Consider the following 14,636-nt stretch of genomic DNA (forward strand, 5'->3'; position numbering starts at 1 on the left):
CGCCCGTCTTGGAATCTTTCTGCAACAAGGTTACTTCGCCCCCTTTCCGCCCGACATTCTAATGCGAGGATCTACCAGGACATAGGCAATATCCGCCAGCAAGCGGCTGACCATCAGAATAGCGGCATAGAAAATCGTAATCCCCATAATAAGCGGGTAATCCCGGTCGGATACGCTCTGCACAAAAAACTTGCCGAGTCCGGGAATCGCAAATATTTTCTCGATAACGACGGACCCCGTAATAACGTTGGCCATCAAGAAACCGAGGAAGGTGACAACCGGAAGCATCGAATTGCGCAGCGCGTGGCGCCATACGATCAGATGTCCGGCAAGTCCTTTGGCTTTCGCCGTTTTGATGAAATCGGCGTTTAATACTTCTATCATGGTTGAACGAATCAACCTTGCGATAAAGGCGATCGAAGTAGCCGACAGCGCGATCGTCGGGAGCACGTAGTCCATCGGTCCGTTCAAGCCCGCCACTTCGAACGCCTTAATTTTCACGGCGAAGACGTACTGCAATAATGGAGCCAATACCAAGCTCGGTATGGATAAGCCGATGACGGCAATGATCATAGCGAGATTGTCGAGAAATTTTCGGTGGTACATGGCTGCTATAATTCCCAGTACGCACCCGGCCACTACCGAAGTGACGACCGATACGAGGCCAAGCTTAAGTGAATACGAAAATGAATCGGAAATGATTTTGTCGACCGCTTGAAACTTCTTCTTCATGGAGATGCCCAAGTCGCCTTGGACGAGGTTTTTCAAATAAATGCCGTACTGCACGATAAGCGGCTTGTCCAAGCCGTAATAAGCTTCCAAATTTTTCTGGATTGTTTCGCTTGTCGCTTTTTCCGATTGCAACGGACTGCCCGGCACGGCGTTCATCAGAACGAACGTCGCCGTGACCAGGCAAAACAAAGACACAAGCATAAAACCGAATTTTTTCAATATATAACGAATCAAGCTTTATTCACCCGCCCGTTCTGCCCTTATTATGCAACTAAAAGGGTATATATAGGGATACTATATATACCCTTTCGAGTCGTGGATTTCAGCGATCCTTCAGTTGTTAGTTAGTCTTCTTGCCGAATGCCCAATCCAGGTGACCTGCATAATCGGAGACGACGTCTTCGAAGCCGTCTTTCTTCATCGTAACGGTCGTGTAGTAGTAGAGCGGCAGAATTGCCATATCGTCGGCAATTGCGGTTTTTTCCGCTTGCGCGATCAGATCCAGGCGGGCTTTCTCGTCGGTTGCAACGATCGCGTCGTCGAGCGCTTTGCCGACCGCTTGGTTGTCGTATTTGCCGTCGTTGTTCAAAGATTTCGGGTGAATCAAGTCATAAGAGAAGTTGATCGCGTGGTTGAAGTCTGCGCCCCATCCTGCGCGAGCGATACCGAATTGACCGGCGTCTCTCGTTTCGAGGAACGTGCCCCACTCTTGGTTGGACAGCTTCACTTCGACGCCGAGATTTTTGCGCCACATGTCGATGATCGCTTCCGCAATCGCTTTGTGGCCTTCGCTCGTGTTGTACAGCAGCGTTGTTTCCGGGAACTTGTCGAGTCCGCCTTCCGCCAAACCTTCGGCGAGCAGCTTCTTCGCTTCCTCTACGTTTTCCGAGAAGTAGTCGGAGTCCGGATACAGAACGCGGAAGTTCGTGCCGTCCAGGCCGCCGATGCTCGGAGGAATCAGACCGTATGCAGGCGTTTGGTTGGCTTTCGTGACGTTGTCAATGATCGCTTGACGGTCGATTGCCATCGACAGCGCTTTGCGGACTTTGACGTTGTCGAACGGTTTTTGCTTCGTGTTGAACAGATAGTAGTAGGTCGAAGCGATTTCTTTGACTTCGCCTTTGCCTTCGGACAATACTTTCGGTGTGACATCAAGAGGAACGACACCCGCTTGTGCGCCGATCCAGTCGATTTTGCCCGTCTCGAACAGATTGTATACCGTCGTTTCGTCCTCGACGAGGGAGATCGTGACCGTGTCGAAGTTCACGTTCGCTGCGTTGTAGTAGTCCGGGTTTTTCGTCAGGACGAGCTTGTCGCCGTGCGCCCATTCTTTCAGCAAGAAAGGACCGTTGGAGACGATCGTCTTGGCGTCGGCAGCCCACTCCGGCTTGCCGTCGACGGAAGCTTCGTGAACCGGCCAGTACGTATAGTGAGCGATCAAGCTGTTGAAGTACGGAGTAGCGGAGTTCAGCTTAACTTCCAGCGTCGTTGCGTCGATCGCTTTAACGCCGACTTCGTCGGCCGAGCCTTCGCCGCTGTTGTATTTCTCGCCGTTCTCAAGATAGAACAGCATGTATGCATATTCGGAAGCCGTTTCCGGATTCAAAGCGCGCTTCCAGGAGTATTCGAAGTCGTTAGCGGTAACCGGATCGCCGTTGCTCCACTTCGCGTCGTCGCGCAGTTTGAACGTGTACGTTTTGCCGTCGTCGGACATCGTCCATTCTTTGGCGATTGCCGGTTCCGGCACGCCTTCAGGGTTCAGACGAGTAAGTCCGTCGTACAGACCGGATGCGACGATCGACGATTGAGCGTCGGTCATGAGTGCAGGATCCAAGCTAGGCGGCTCGCTGGCCAGGGTAAAGCGGAATTCTTGCGGAGTTTTGTTCTCCTGGGATGCTTGACTTTCCGCAGGCGAGTTGGTCGCGCTGGCGGACGGCGAAGCCGTGTTATTGTTCTTGTCGTTGCTGCAAGCCGCCAGAAGCGAACCGGCAAGCGTGACTGCCATCGCAGTCGATAATACCTTCTTGTACTTCATGATTTTGCCTCCCCGTTTTATTGAATATGTTTTCTGAAGCGCTTCGTTTCTATGCGCTTCGTTCCTCCGCGAACTTTCGACAAAATCCGCAGAGTAAGCTCCCCAGTCCACTCTCCCGCAAATGAAATTTCGTTTCACTTACCGTCAGTTGTTGTGGAACAAAAGTCATCTTACTATGATTGTTCGTGTTCTGCAATGAGAGTTTATGGAATGGTTAGCAAAAGGAACCCCTCATGTGACATTATATTACACACAAATGACAGAAAACGCTTACTTTTATGATTAAACATTTATTGGTTCGTATAAACATTCATCGATATTGATATTAATGTAAATTAAGATCGGCTAATTCTGAAAAAATGTTCATTAAAATAGAAAATTATTGAATTTTTGTTTTCTAAATGGGGGTATTTTTAGCAAAATCCTAATTAAATTATTCGAATTGATTAAAAAAGTATTATACATCTGTAAAAAAGAGCCCTTTCATAGAGAAAAAGGGCTCAAAATTTTATGCCGTTTTAGCGGCTAAGCTTTAACGCGAACAAGCGCCAAACCGTCGTATGCGGGCAGATGAACGCCTTGAAAACGACTATCTCTGGCAATCGTCAAGTTAAATTGTCGAAGCGCGCGAACCGAAGGTCCTTGCTTCTTTTCGTCGATCGTCTTCCCTCTTAGCAGCGTATTGTCAGCCGCGATGATCGCCCCCGGATTCGCCAGCTCCAGACAAGCTTCCAAATAATAAGGATAGTTTTCCTTATCCGCGTCGATGAAGAAGAAATCGAACGTATCTCCTCGTTCCTTGAGCTTCACGAGGTTCGCCGAAGCTTCTCCGACGAGGTATTCCGCCTTGTCCCCCAACCCCGCCGCCGTCAGATTGGCCAGGGCCATCTCCGCGAACTCGCTTTTCAGCTCAAGCGAAACGAGCCGGCCGGACTCCGGCAGCCCCCGGGCAAGACATATCCCGCTGTATCCGCCCAGCGCGCCGATTTCAAGCGCCCGGGTCGCGCCGGACGCCGCTACCAGAAACGTAAGCAGCCTCCCGTAACCGGGCGCCACGGAAATATCCCGCATCCCCGCCTCGCGCAAGCGGTCGGCAACCCGATCGAGATCGGCGTCGCTCTCGTATAGACCGTCGAAATAAGCTTCCGGCGTCATATCCATCGTTAAATCTCCTCCAAGTGAATCCGCGGCCGCTCGGCGGCCGGCGGGAACTTTTTTAATGAACATTTTATCACAAAGTTTGTAAATCCCTTTCCAGAGAGCTATACTATTTTTTGCTTATGCTTATCATGAAATTCAATATTATGGGAATGGCGACATTAACGGTCGCCGCTTGCAGGAAAGGAAGTCATACTATGCTGTCAAAGATGCGATCCGCCGCCGGTGCAGGGCTGCGCCGGGGCCGGAACGCGCTGGGGTCGTGGCCGGTCTGGGGGATCGCGCTGCTCGTCGTGTCGATGCTATATAAATTAAACGAATTGGACCACCAATTCAACGTCGGCGGGATGAATCATTGGAAATGGGCAGTTAATCTCGGAGCGGTGCTGCTCGCTTCCTTCTGGACGATCTTCCTCGGAGTGCGGGCAAGGGCGGTTTCCTTGGCCGCTCTGGATCTGGCGCTGTCCGTCCTGATTTTCGCGGACCTGATTTATTTCCGTTATTTCAAGGACTTCATCTCCGTCCCCGTTCTGCTTCAGGCCGGCCAGGTCGGAGAACTGCAGGATAGCATCTGGAGCCTGATGCGGCCGGGAGACTGGATCTACTTCGCGGATCTTCCGATCGCCTTCGCGCTGGCCGTGTGGACGTTATGGAAGCATTCCGCCAAGAGAAATCTTGACGGACAGCGAAGCCCTCGAGCCTCCAGGTCCGGAATCAGCTTCCTCTGGCGCAAGCTGCTCCCGGCGGCGCTCGTATTCGTGATCGGCTGGTCTCTCGTCTACTATCCGGTAGAAGAGCAGAAAAACGGCTGGGCGCGCGGCTTGTTCGTCGGCAACTGGTGGAACGTGCCGATCTACAACGTGACGGGACTGCTCGGGTTTCACGGCTACGACGCCTATCGCTACGCCAAGGAGCATTGGTTCGGCCAAAAGCTGACCGAGGAACAAATCCTCGAAGCGCGATCCTGGTTCGAGGAAAGACGGCAGCTTCAGAGGCAGGCGGAATCCGAGCCGCCGTTCGGGCAATATGCCGGCAAGAACGTGCTGATCGTTCAGGCGGAAGCTTTCCAAACGTTCGTCATCGGTCAATCGATCGGCGGCGAAGAAATTACGCCTAACCTGAACCGGCTGATCGGGCAGAGCGTCTACTTCCCGAACTTCTATCATCAGACGGCGCAGGGCCGAACTTCCGACGCCGACTTCCTGACCAGTTGCTCGATGCACCCGCTGCCGACCGGCTCCGTATTTATCCGGTTCGCGGGCAACGAATTCGACTGCGCTCCCGGCATATTGAAGAGCCGCGGCTATGACGCGACGGTTCATCACGCCTACGACGGAAGCTTCTGGAACCGGAACAACATGTACCACAACATGGACTACGATCAGTTTTACAATATTAGGGATTACCGGATCGACGAGCCGATCGGATGGTCTCTCGGGGACGAATCGTTCTTCCGTCAGACGATCGAGCAATTGAAGGAACGCAACGGATCTCCTTTTTACGCGCTGTCCATTACCTTATCCAGCCACCACCCGTTCAAGCTTCCATACGTCAATCAGGAGCTGAACGTGGGCGAGCTCGGCGGAACGATCATGGGCGACTACATCCAGGCCGCTCATTACGTGGACGCCGCAGTAGGCAAGCTCATTCGGGACTTGCAGGACGAAGGCTTGTGGGACAACACCGTTCTGATGTTCTACGGAGATCATGACAACTCCGTATACGACTGGAGCCTGTACGAGAAGTTTCTCGGCAAGCCGGTCTCCGAGCTGGATAAAGATCGGATCGTCCGGCAAGTGCCGTTCTTGGTCCATCTTCCGGGCGATGAGCATGCCGGCGTCATCGAGAAAGCCGTCGGACAGATCGATACGGCGCCTACCCTCATGCACTTACTCGGCGTACCGGCGGAGGGCCGCTACATGATGGGAGTCAGCATGCTCTCCGAAGCGCGCAAATCGGTCGTGTTCCGCAACGGAGGTTTTACCGACGGACGCGTCTACTTCGTGCCGAACGCCGACGGTCTGATTGAGAATGGCAAATGCTACTCCCTGGAAGGCGAGGAAGCGGCCGAAACCGACGTCGCTGCCTGTACCGAAGGCGCCGAAGCGGCGAAACGAGATTTGAATGTATCGGACATGACGATCGAGAATGATCTGATTTCTCTGTTCCGCGAGGAAGACGGTCAGCCGTAAACGTGAATGAACAGAGCAATGGCGGTGCAGGGACAATTCCCGGCACCGCCATTTTGCTAGGGCGTGTATGCATACTCCGAAGATAGCAGATGTGGCCGAATTTTCGTTCCATGCAAGGAACTTTTGTGAAGGCGTACCGGAGGTACGTCAAGCAAAAGTGACGAAGCAGGGGGCGAAAAGGCGGTGATAGATGCCTCTGAGCGGGTTTGCATACACGCCCTAGGGCGTGTATGCATACTCGCCCTGGGCTTCTTCGACTGCGGATATTAGCTTTTTACATACTTGCTCGCTATTTCGATCGCTTCGTCTTCCGTAGGAGCCGTTACGTATCGTCCGTTGATGAAGACAAAAGCTTTCCGGGCGCACGGGCCGCAATAAGACTTGCACGCCACTTTGATCTCGGTTCCAGGGGCTATCTTCTGCAGCTTGGGCAGCATCGATTTGACCCGGATATGCTTGCACTTGTCGCAGATCCGGATATCGTTCCGGGATGCGACGCGTTCGCGATCAGTGGTCTCCATGGTTCCCCTTGCTTGGATTCGTAATGACGAATCCTTCTTCCGGAAAATAAAGATAGTCGATCTTCACGCCGTCAAGAAACTCTTCGCCCTTCGTCAAGATCACGTCTATGCCTTTATCCGTCGTTACGACCTCGTCCTTGTCGGTCGGCTTGCCCAGATCCATGCCGTAGTGCGCATGGTCTCCGTGACTGTGCGTAACGAACACTTTAAGCTTCAATTCGGCGTTCTCGGGCTTGTCCAATTCTTGGCGCAGCACCTTCGCCGCATTGCGGGTAATTTTGCAGTTCATTCGTCCTTCACTCCCGTCGGTTTCTCCGTTCTATTGTAAAGAGTTTACCGCAGGAAAACAAGAAGCTATCCTATAAGTAAACAGAGGCATAGTACATTGATTATCGATGGATGAAGGGTAATGAGCATCTATCTCCTTCCGATGCAAGATACCCCACAAAGTGACGTTAAGCTTCGAAGCTTATTCCGATTACTTTGCGGGGACCCCGAACCCTAATCCTAAAATTTGAAATGATAAACCCGTGAATAGGTGATTTCAGGACCGTATGAGGCAGTCTCCAGGAGATAGATGACCTTCTTTTATTCATCGACAATCTTGTACTACTCCCCTGCTTATGGAACAATTCCTGTCGCTGGACAAACGTCTTATGCGCGTCCTCCGTACGGCTGTTGTCCGTAACCTTGAGGAGCGCCGGCTTGCTGACCGTAGTACGCTTGCCCGTAGGCTTGCGGGGCATAGGCCGGATAACCGTACCCTTGAACAGGCTGCCCCGCTTGAACGGGAGGAGCGGCTTGAGCATGCTGGGCAGGCTGCGAGCCGATCCGCGCGGAATGGGCCGCGACCTGCTGACCCTTCTTGCAGTTCTTCGGAGGACCGATATACGCCGTCTCCTGGATCGGCGCGAATGTCGCCTTCACCTGCGCCTCGTCCAGGCAGTACGAATGCGCCCATACGCTGGCGGGGGTCAACCGCAAAATATCGGAGCCGAAGATCGCCTCCGGAATCGGAGCGTCGAAAATCGCCAGCAGATGCGTATTGTCCTCCGCAGCGATCTCATAATGCCACCAGCCTTGCGGAATGTTCGCGACCTGTCCGGGCTTGATCGGAAAATTCATCAGCTTCAGCGAGAACGGATTGATGAGAGAAACAACGGCGGAGCCCGAAATGCAGTAGACGAGCTCGGAAGCGTTCTGATGAATGTGCGGCTCGACTACGTTGCCCGTGGTCAAAAAGATATCCAGCAAGGAGTAATTGCCCAAAGTGTTCAGATCTTTGATCGACAACCGGTTGATATAATTGCGGTCATCCTTCTTGAAGAACAGATCGTTCTTAAGATCGAAGGTGAATTGCGCGTTCGGGGACGCGTAATCCATATACGAAATAGCCAACTTGCGCTCCGCCTCTCCATAGCAGGTTTGAAATCTATAGAGAGTATATGCAATCGCCCATATTCGGGTTCATATGCCGTACTTGCGCTCCATCGCCCGGGCGTACCATATGGCTGCGGCTGCGGTGAACGCCGCATCGTCGATCGGCAGCAGCGGCATGAAGTCCGGCAACACCCAATAGAGCAGCACCGGCACGACGAAGATCAGCTTATCCTTCAGCGTCACCTTGTCCGAGCGCAGAATGCGCCATACGCGCCCGGGAATACGCATCCACAGCGCCAATCCGGATTTACGGGCCATGAGGGATCGCTCCTTTCCGACAAGCGTTTTCCCTCATTGTACCCTACCGGCACGCCCGTCAGTCAAGCGGGCGCGCAGTCCAAAGCTTCCGCCAGCAGTCTTGCGATATCGTCGTACAATTCGTCGGCCGTCTCCGGAGGCAGCGGATTATGCCCCCATCCTGCCTCGACCGTAAATCCCGGCCTCCCGAACCGGGCAATGAACCAATCCTTGTACCCCGCATCGCTGCCCTCCAAGTAGACGGCGCGATAGCCTGCCGCTCTCGCCATCCGGTCCGCCCACTCCTGCGACTCCCTCGGCTCCCCGCCGCGATAATTCCAGTAGATCTCCTCACCCTGAGTATGAAGCGCCAGCACGGCATGGAAATCGCTTCTTTCAGTAAACTCGGCCAAAGCCGCGGCCTCCGGTTCGCTCAGAGGCTTCTCCCCGGAGTAGTCGCGAGGGGCCGGACCATCCACAGCCCGGCGGGTCCGCTCCTCTTCCCAAAACGCGGGAAACTGGTCGTTCAGATCGACGCCCCTCGCGTTCGCCTTCCAGCGCCGGAACTGACCGGAACCCCGGTTCCACCGAAGCAGCTCCCGATAGTAGGGGTGCTCCTCCGTCACCCCTCTCTGAACAAGCTCCACGCCGTCCGGGTTCAGCATCGGCACGATCCACAGGCTGCACCTCGCGAACAAATCGCTCGCGGACTTGCCCCAGAACGAAGCCCCCCGCGCATAGCTGTCCGCGTAATCCTCGGCGAATTTCATCAGCAGCAGCGACGTGATCCATTCGTTCGCATGGCAAGCGCCGTTGAAATGCCAGTGGAACGGTCCCGTGCCCAGCCGGAAAAACGGGATCGGCCGGCCCAGTGCGCTGCTGCCGATCGATCCCGCGGCGACGAAGGAATGCTTTCGGGTTAAAGCTTCAATATCCGCCTGCAGCCTCTTCGGCCCGTACTCCGAACCCTCGCGGCAAGTCTCTCCGACAGATTCGTCCGCCATCGCGATCCCTCCCGTTTCTTCGAGATGGTAATCATGTATGCGCGGCGAACCGGACTTATGAATGATCGGGGCGGATCGGCCGAAGAGCGAAGCGCTTCGAACTACGCCCGACCGGACAGCGAGGCGTTCTTCTCCTTCTCGATCCGGACCGTCGTCAACAGCTTGGAAGCGGAGGCGGAGGCGTTTTTACGGAACGGATTTTTGGCCGACTCGTAGAACAGGTGCGGGAAGCTCAAGTCGATCTGGACAAGCCTCATCTGCCCGCTGTTCAGCGGGTTCACTTCCGTATACCACTTGATGACGCTGTGATACAGAGCGCTGTCCCAACGCCCCTTCTCCACCATCCTCTTCAGGATCAGCTTGCGCAGATCCCGCGCCGGAAAATCGTACGTGACGCTGTCCAGGTCAAGCACCGCTCCCCCGCTGCCGCTGACCAGCACGTTGCCTTCGCTGTAATCCTGATGGCACAGGTTTCTCGGTTCGCTTGCCGACAGCCGGTCGTATCCGGAACGGGCCAGTCTGTCCTGCACTTGCTCCGCTTGACGGATCAGGCCTCCCCAGTACGGCTTCAAAACTCCGACCAGCGCGGGTTGAACCCCGGCGGTTTGCCATTCCTTCATATGAAGCTTCATCTTCTCGTACTGTCCGGGCCACTTGCCCAGCTTGGTCGACTCCCGGCAGGCGATCGGCGGACGGAAGCCGCTCGACGACCGGTGGAAGCGCGCGAGCAGCCGCACCGCCCGGCGCAAGTCGTTCGGATCGCCGAAATCCGGCTTCCGCCCCGTGATCCAGTCGAACAGAATAAACACCTGTCCGTTGTATTCCGCGTACAGCTTGCCCCGCTTCGTCTTCGTCAGGTGGGGAACGGGACCGCCGTGATCCTGGATATACTTCTGCGCCTGGATCGCGAAATGCATTTTCTCCAATCCGTAGTTCAACCGCTTTAGCACGTACGTCCGATCCCGGGTCGTCACCTTCCAGATCGCCTTCGTCTCCGTCGCCTGAACGAGCGAGACCGAACGCGGAACGATCGGAAATTCCGTCAACACCCGCTGAGCCAGCGGGAGCAGCTGCGATTGCGTCCTCATCGGTACCCGCTCCTCTGTCCAGATGCTCTTTGCACGATTTGATCCCAGCGGGCCAGCACTTGCAATTTGGAAGTTTCGGAGCGAATGTTCATCTTCAGCTTCTCGAGCGTCTTGCCTTCGTCCCACTCGAGCGCGGACCGGCGTTTGTAATACTTGCTGCAGATTCCGTAGTAGAGATGGGGGAACAGCAAGTCCGCGCGCAATACCCTGTATTCGTCCTCGCTCAGCGGATGAACGGATTGATAAGCCCGGAGCATCGTCACTGTGCGCTCGTAGTCCCAACCTTTTTTCTTCATCACCTTGTTAAAAATCTTCCGCAAATCCCGGGCCGGCAAATCGTAGGTCAGCGAGTCCATATCGATAATATACAGCCCGCGCGACGTACGGATCAGGTTGCCCGCGGCGAAGTCCTGATGGCACAGGTTCTTCTCCCGGTCGACCTTGCGAACCCAGCGGACGTAAGAGCTTCCCCGAACGACCTGCAGCGCTTCCTCGCCGTGGCGGATAAAGTCGTCCGCCGATCTCAGGAACAGCTTGGAGAAAGCCGAGCTGCTGCGCTGAGCTTGAGCTTTGAACGACTCCAAATCCTGCAGATGCCGAACGTAGGAGTCTTCCCAACTGCCGAGCAGCGACTGCTCGGCAGCTTCGCCCGAATGCCTGAAGCCGCGCGAAGCTTTATGGAACTTGCCCATCGCCGTCATGATTTCTTTCAAGTCTGACGCGGAATCGTAGCTGGGCGAGGAGCCCTGTACCGCATTGGACAGAACGTAGCACTCCCCGTCGATCTCGGCGACGTCGGAGCCTGAACGGGTTTCGATCAGCTTCGGAATCGGCGCTCCGTTGGCGCGCAAATATTGCACCGCCTGATTCAGAAACAGCTGCCGAGACTTCGCGGACGACGTTTTCTTCAGCACCTTCGTCCCCTGATCCGTCTGGACGGACCAAGCTCCCTTCTTCCCTTTCCAGGAGATCAGCGTCACTTTGCGAATTTTGATCGGATACTGCTTCAGGACTTCCGCCGGATTCCGCATCTGTTCCTCCCCTTTCGCCGCGATACCGTCGCCATTCCGTACGCTTCCTTATATACCTTCGTCAGCCTTCCTGCCACGTGACTGAACGTGAAGTCGGCTTTGACCATTTGACGCCCTTTCAGCGCCATCCTCTTCGCCTCTTCCGGATGGGAGAACATATAGTTGATCGCGTTCGCGAACGCGGTCGGACTCTGATAATCTTTCACGAGCAATCCGTTGACCCGATGATGGATCACCTCGGCATTGCCTCCCCGCTTCGTCGTCACGATCGGAATGCCGGACGCCATCGCTTCATAATGCACGCGCGCAAGAGGCTCCTGCCACTGGGAGCTGCAGACGAAGACGTCGCCCATGAGAAAATAATCCGGGATTTCGCTCGCCGGAACGAACTGAGTGAAGATGACGCGGTTGCCGTACGGCTTCGCTTCGGCATACAGCTGCCTGACGTAGTCGTTCATGGAGTTTTTGCTGAACCACTTGCCGCCGACGATGACGAGCGCCGCATTCCGGTGCTTGGCGAGCACCTGCTGAAGCGACCTGATCAAGACGTCCGGACCTTTCTTGTCGGTCAGACGGCCGACGAACAGAATGACTTTCTTCCCGGACAGGCCGTATTTTCGGCGCAGCCTCGCGCGGGTGCGGCTCCCTTCCTCCGACCAGACCGGCACGTAGCGGTTGGCGTCGAAACCGGAATAAACCGTGCGCACCTTCGATTTGGCCGAAGGATAACGCGCCGTTACCGTCGAGCCGATATAGTCGCTGACCGTCATGATTTTTTCCACGGAGCGGATCGTGCTGGCTCCTTCGGAATCGGTCAGCTTGTTGACGTCGAACATCTCGTTGTGGAGGCTGACGACGAATTTGCTGTGCGGCGCGGCAGACTTGTAATGCGGGACGTGTTTCGGACGGTTGAATACGTGTACGACGTCGTACCCTTCCCGGCTGAGCGAAGCGGCCACGTTTTCTACGTACGATTCCGCGGGAAACCGAATGTAGCGAATGCCGCTTCTTCTCTCGTACTGAGGCAAATCCGGATCGGTGATCGAATAGACCGTCACGTCGTTGTCCGCGGCCAGGAACGGAACCACGCCGTCGATCATGATCTGAATCGCTCCTCCGCGAATGGACGGAACCGGAAGCTTCTCCGTGCAGATCAATGCCAGTCTCATGGCTGCCCTCCTTCATCGTCGTTGATCATAGCGTTCCATTGCAGTCGCAGTCCGTCTTCCAAACGAACGGTCGGACGATACCCGAGCAGCTTGCGCGCTTTGGCGATATCCGCCCAAGTCGTCTTCGGCTCGCCGCGGGCAGCGCCGCCCGTCCGAATCGACGCTTTCTTCCCGGATATCCTCTCCAGCATGGCGATCGTCTCGAGCACCGTCGCCCTTTCCATTCCCCCGATGTTGATCGTCTCCCCGACGATGCCCGGCGCATCGAGCGCGGCGGCCGTCCCGGCGACGCAATCCTTCACGAACGTGAAGTCGCGGCTCTGCAGCCCGTCTCCGTTCACCTGGAGCGGCTTGCCGCGATGCAGCTGCCGGATGAATCGGTGGAAAGCCATATCTCCCCTCTGCCTCGGACCGTATACGGTAAAATAACGCAAGATGACGAAGGGGACTCCGAAGCTTTCTCCGTACACGCGGCAAAGATGCTCTCCCGTCAATTTGCTGACCCCGTAAGGAGACAGCGGCTCCGGTGGGCTGTCCTCGGCCACGCTGCCCGATTTCTGCCCGTACACGGATGACGTCGAAGAGAAAATAAGCCGCCCGGGCGGATGCTTGACGCAGGCTTCCAGCAGCCGCTGCGTTACCGCGATGTTATGGAGAACGTACTTGGAGAAATCCGCTCCCCAGCTGGAGCGGACGCCCGGCATGCCGGCCAGGTGAAAGACGGCATCCGTCTGGGGAAGAAGACTCTCCCACTCGACCTTCTGCAGCGCCGCTTCCACGAAAGCGAATCGCGGGTGAGGCAGCAGACGGCGCAAATTGCTCAGCTTCTCCGCCTTTAACCGCGGCTGCACGAATCCGTCGACGCCGGTTACCCGCAGCTCCGGATTTTCCAGCAGCTTCTCGCACAGATGGGAACCGATAAACCCTCCCGCTCCCGTTACCAGTACGTTCAGAATTGGCCACCTCCCGAGCCGATCGCTCCGATCCTTTAAATTTGACTCACCGCCTTTTGCAACAAAATATGTAAATCGCTACGAATGCACCACGTATAACTACCCATACCCTGGATATTTTTACGGGTTGCCTTTTTTTAAGCGGACAAGCTCCCTCCCCTCGGTCAAGCAATATAATATGGAAAGCAGAATTGGAGAAAAGAGGGAATCCCATGGTTGTTAAAGCGGTAATACCTGCAGCAGGCTACGGTACTCGGAACTTGCCCGTCTCCAAGGCCGTCCCCAAAGAAATGTTTCCGATCTGCGGCAAACCGGCGCTCCACTATATCGTCGATGAAGCCGTGGCGGCCGGCATACGCGAAATTCTGATCGTCGTCTCTCGAGGCAAAAACGCGATTCTCGACTACTTCGACCGGGCGCCGGAACTCGAACAGCATCTTCAGGCCCAGGGCAAGTCCGATGTCGCCGAGCAATTGGCGATGCCGGACGTTCACATCCAATACGTACGGCAGCCCGAAGCTCTCGGTCTGGGGATGGCGCTGAAGCTCGCGCAGCCGTTCGTCGGCCAAGATCCGTTCGCACTGCTGCTGCCCGACGACCTGCTTACCGACAACGCCGTCACTCTGAAAAGGATGATACGCGCTTTCAAAGTGTACAGGCGTCCCGTCATCGGAATTAAAACCGTCGAAGACGAAACCCTGCTTCGCAATTACGGAGTCATCCGCGGAACGCCGATTACGACCGGCATGACGAGAATCGAGGAAATCGTCGAAAAACCGGTAGACAAGCCCCCCTCGAATATGGCCGTCATCGGGAGGTATGTGCTTCCGGCGGAAATTTTCGCATTTATTCATAAGGATAAACGGGGCGCGGGAGGGGAAATCCAACTGACGGACGCGCTGCAGGAGTGGCTGGAGACGGCCGAGCTGTACGGAATGAATATTAAATCTCCAAGCTACGACATCAGCAAAATGGAAGATTATCTCGCTCTGCAAAACTACTATCTCAATCGCGAGGGGGGAATTCGTTAATTCGCGAATAGGGCGCGGCAAGCCGAATCCCCGGGGATTCTCGGC

At 55.4% G+C, this 14,636-nt stretch carries 14 protein-coding genes; 2 read left to right on the plus strand and 12 right to left on the minus strand.

Annotated elements, in window-relative coordinates:
- Positions 1–30 precede the first annotated feature (30 nt).
- The 3 genes from B0G52_RS01905 to B0G52_RS01915 form a co-directional block, all read right to left on the minus strand.
- Entirely contained in the window at positions 31–966 is a 936-nt protein-coding gene (locus B0G52_RS01905; protein WP_094041807.1) for an ABC transporter permease, read from the minus strand.
- A gap of 106 nt (positions 967–1,072) precedes the next feature.
- Positions 1,073–2,767: a peptide ABC transporter substrate-binding protein gene (locus B0G52_RS01910; RefSeq protein WP_233162263.1), complete on the minus strand. Its 1,695-nt coding sequence runs from the start codon at positions 2,765–2,767 to the stop codon at positions 1,073–1,075.
- A 525-nt stretch (positions 2,768–3,292) separates the two neighbouring features.
- Complete coding sequence (locus tag B0G52_RS01915; RefSeq protein WP_094041808.1) at positions 3,293–3,928, minus strand: O-methyltransferase; 636 nt, start codon at positions 3,926–3,928, stop codon at positions 3,293–3,295.
- A 194-nt stretch (positions 3,929–4,122) separates the two neighbouring features.
- Between B0G52_RS01915 and B0G52_RS01920 the strand changes: the two genes are divergently transcribed.
- On the plus strand, positions 4,123–6,117 hold the full coding sequence (locus B0G52_RS01920) for an LTA synthase family protein (protein WP_158223537.1): 1,995 nt from the start codon (positions 4,123–4,125) through the stop codon (positions 6,115–6,117).
- Positions 6,118–6,383: 266 nt separating this feature from the next.
- Here the strand turns inward: B0G52_RS01920 and B0G52_RS01925 are convergent, their stop codons facing one another.
- From B0G52_RS01925 to B0G52_RS01965, 9 genes are all read right to left on the minus strand, one after another.
- The gene (locus B0G52_RS01925) at positions 6,384–6,638 is read right to left on the minus strand and encodes a YuzB family protein (RefSeq protein WP_094041810.1); all 255 of its coding nucleotides are present in this window, start codon (positions 6,636–6,638) and stop codon (positions 6,384–6,386) included.
- Entirely contained in the window at positions 6,625–6,927 is a 303-nt protein-coding gene (locus B0G52_RS01930) for a heme biosynthesis protein HemY (RefSeq protein WP_094041811.1), read from the minus strand. Before B0G52_RS01930 ends, B0G52_RS01925 begins: the two co-directional genes overlap by 14 nt.
- 365 nt (positions 6,928–7,292) lie before the next feature.
- Complete coding sequence (locus B0G52_RS01935) at positions 7,293–8,036, minus strand: cupin domain-containing protein (protein ID WP_094041812.1); 744 nt, start codon at positions 8,034–8,036, stop codon at positions 7,293–7,295.
- Positions 8,037–8,105: 69 nt separating this feature from the next.
- A complete protein-coding gene (locus B0G52_RS01940) occupies positions 8,106–8,336 on the minus strand; it encodes a hypothetical protein (protein WP_094041813.1) in 231 nt (76 codons plus the stop codon).
- A gap of 62 nt (positions 8,337–8,398) precedes the next feature.
- Positions 8,399–9,319 carry a M14 family metallopeptidase gene (locus tag B0G52_RS01945; protein WP_094041814.1) on the minus strand — a complete coding sequence of 307 codons (921 nt, stop codon included), beginning with the start codon at positions 9,317–9,319 and terminating at the stop codon, positions 8,399–8,401.
- A 101-nt stretch (positions 9,320–9,420) separates the two neighbouring features.
- Positions 9,421–10,407: a CotS family spore coat protein gene (locus B0G52_RS01950; protein ID WP_094041815.1), complete on the minus strand. Its 987-nt coding sequence runs from the start codon at positions 10,405–10,407 to the stop codon at positions 9,421–9,423.
- Positions 10,404–11,438, minus strand: a complete 1,035-nt coding sequence (locus B0G52_RS01955; protein ID WP_094041816.1) for a CotS family spore coat protein — start codon at positions 11,436–11,438, stop codon at positions 10,404–10,406. The genes B0G52_RS01950 and B0G52_RS01955 overlap by 4 nt, the downstream gene beginning before the upstream one ends.
- Positions 11,414–12,607 (minus strand): glycosyltransferase family 4 protein, encoded by a 1,194-nt coding sequence (locus B0G52_RS01960; protein ID WP_094041817.1) that lies wholly within the window; start codon positions 12,605–12,607, stop codon positions 11,414–11,416. The genes B0G52_RS01955 and B0G52_RS01960 overlap by 25 nt, the downstream gene beginning before the upstream one ends.
- Positions 12,604–13,560 (minus strand): NAD-dependent epimerase/dehydratase family protein, encoded by a 957-nt coding sequence (locus tag B0G52_RS01965; RefSeq protein WP_094041818.1) that lies wholly within the window; start codon positions 13,558–13,560, stop codon positions 12,604–12,606. Before B0G52_RS01965 ends, B0G52_RS01960 begins: the two co-directional genes overlap by 4 nt.
- Before the next feature lie 212 nt (positions 13,561–13,772).
- Here B0G52_RS01965 and B0G52_RS01970 point away from each other — a divergent pair, with 212 nt between their 5' ends.
- Positions 13,773–14,591, plus strand: coding sequence for a UTP--glucose-1-phosphate uridylyltransferase (locus tag B0G52_RS01970; RefSeq protein WP_094041819.1), 819 nt, complete (start codon positions 13,773–13,775; stop codon positions 14,589–14,591).
- The last annotated feature ends 45 nt before the right edge of the window (positions 14,592–14,636 follow it).

This window comes from Cohnella sp. SGD-V74, from assembly GCF_003001675.1.
GTDB lineage: Bacteria > Bacillota > Bacilli > Paenibacillales > Paenibacillaceae > Cohnella.

What these genes read in the sequence shown, in the direction of transcription:
- B0G52_RS01955 (WP_094041816.1), bottom strand. Translation starts at nt 11,438, where the DNA reads ATGCGGAATCCGGCGGAAGTCCTGAAGCAGTATCCGATCAAAATTCGC.
- B0G52_RS01925 (WP_094041810.1), bottom strand. Translation starts at nt 6,638, where the DNA reads ATGGAGACCACTGATCGCGAACGCGTCGCATCCCGGAACGATATCCGG.
- B0G52_RS01920 (WP_158223537.1), top strand. Translation starts at nt 4,123, where the DNA reads ATGCTGTCAAAGATGCGATCCGCCGCCGGTGCAGGGCTGCGCCGGGGC.
- B0G52_RS01940 (WP_094041813.1), bottom strand. Translation starts at nt 8,336, where the DNA reads ATGGCCCGTAAATCCGGATTGGCGCTGTGGATGCGTATTCCCGGGCGC.
- B0G52_RS01910 (WP_233162263.1), bottom strand. Translation starts at nt 2,767, where the DNA reads ATGAAGTACAAGAAGGTATTATCGACTGCGATGGCAGTCACGCTTGCC.
- B0G52_RS01945 (WP_094041814.1), bottom strand. Translation starts at nt 9,319, where the DNA reads ATGGCGGACGAATCTGTCGGAGAGACTTGCCGCGAGGGTTCGGAGTAC.
- B0G52_RS01970 (WP_094041819.1), top strand. Translation starts at nt 13,773, where the DNA reads ATGGTTGTTAAAGCGGTAATACCTGCAGCAGGCTACGGTACTCGGAAC.
- B0G52_RS01960 (WP_094041817.1), bottom strand. Translation starts at nt 12,607, where the DNA reads ATGAGACTGGCATTGATCTGCACGGAGAAGCTTCCGGTTCCGTCCATT.
- B0G52_RS01950 (WP_094041815.1), bottom strand. Translation starts at nt 10,407, where the DNA reads ATGAGGACGCAATCGCAGCTGCTCCCGCTGGCTCAGCGGGTGTTGACG.
- B0G52_RS01930 (WP_094041811.1), bottom strand. Translation starts at nt 6,927, where the DNA reads ATGAACTGCAAAATTACCCGCAATGCGGCGAAGGTGCTGCGCCAAGAA.
- B0G52_RS01915 (WP_094041808.1), bottom strand. Translation starts at nt 3,928, where the DNA reads ATGGATATGACGCCGGAAGCTTATTTCGACGGTCTATACGAGAGCGAC.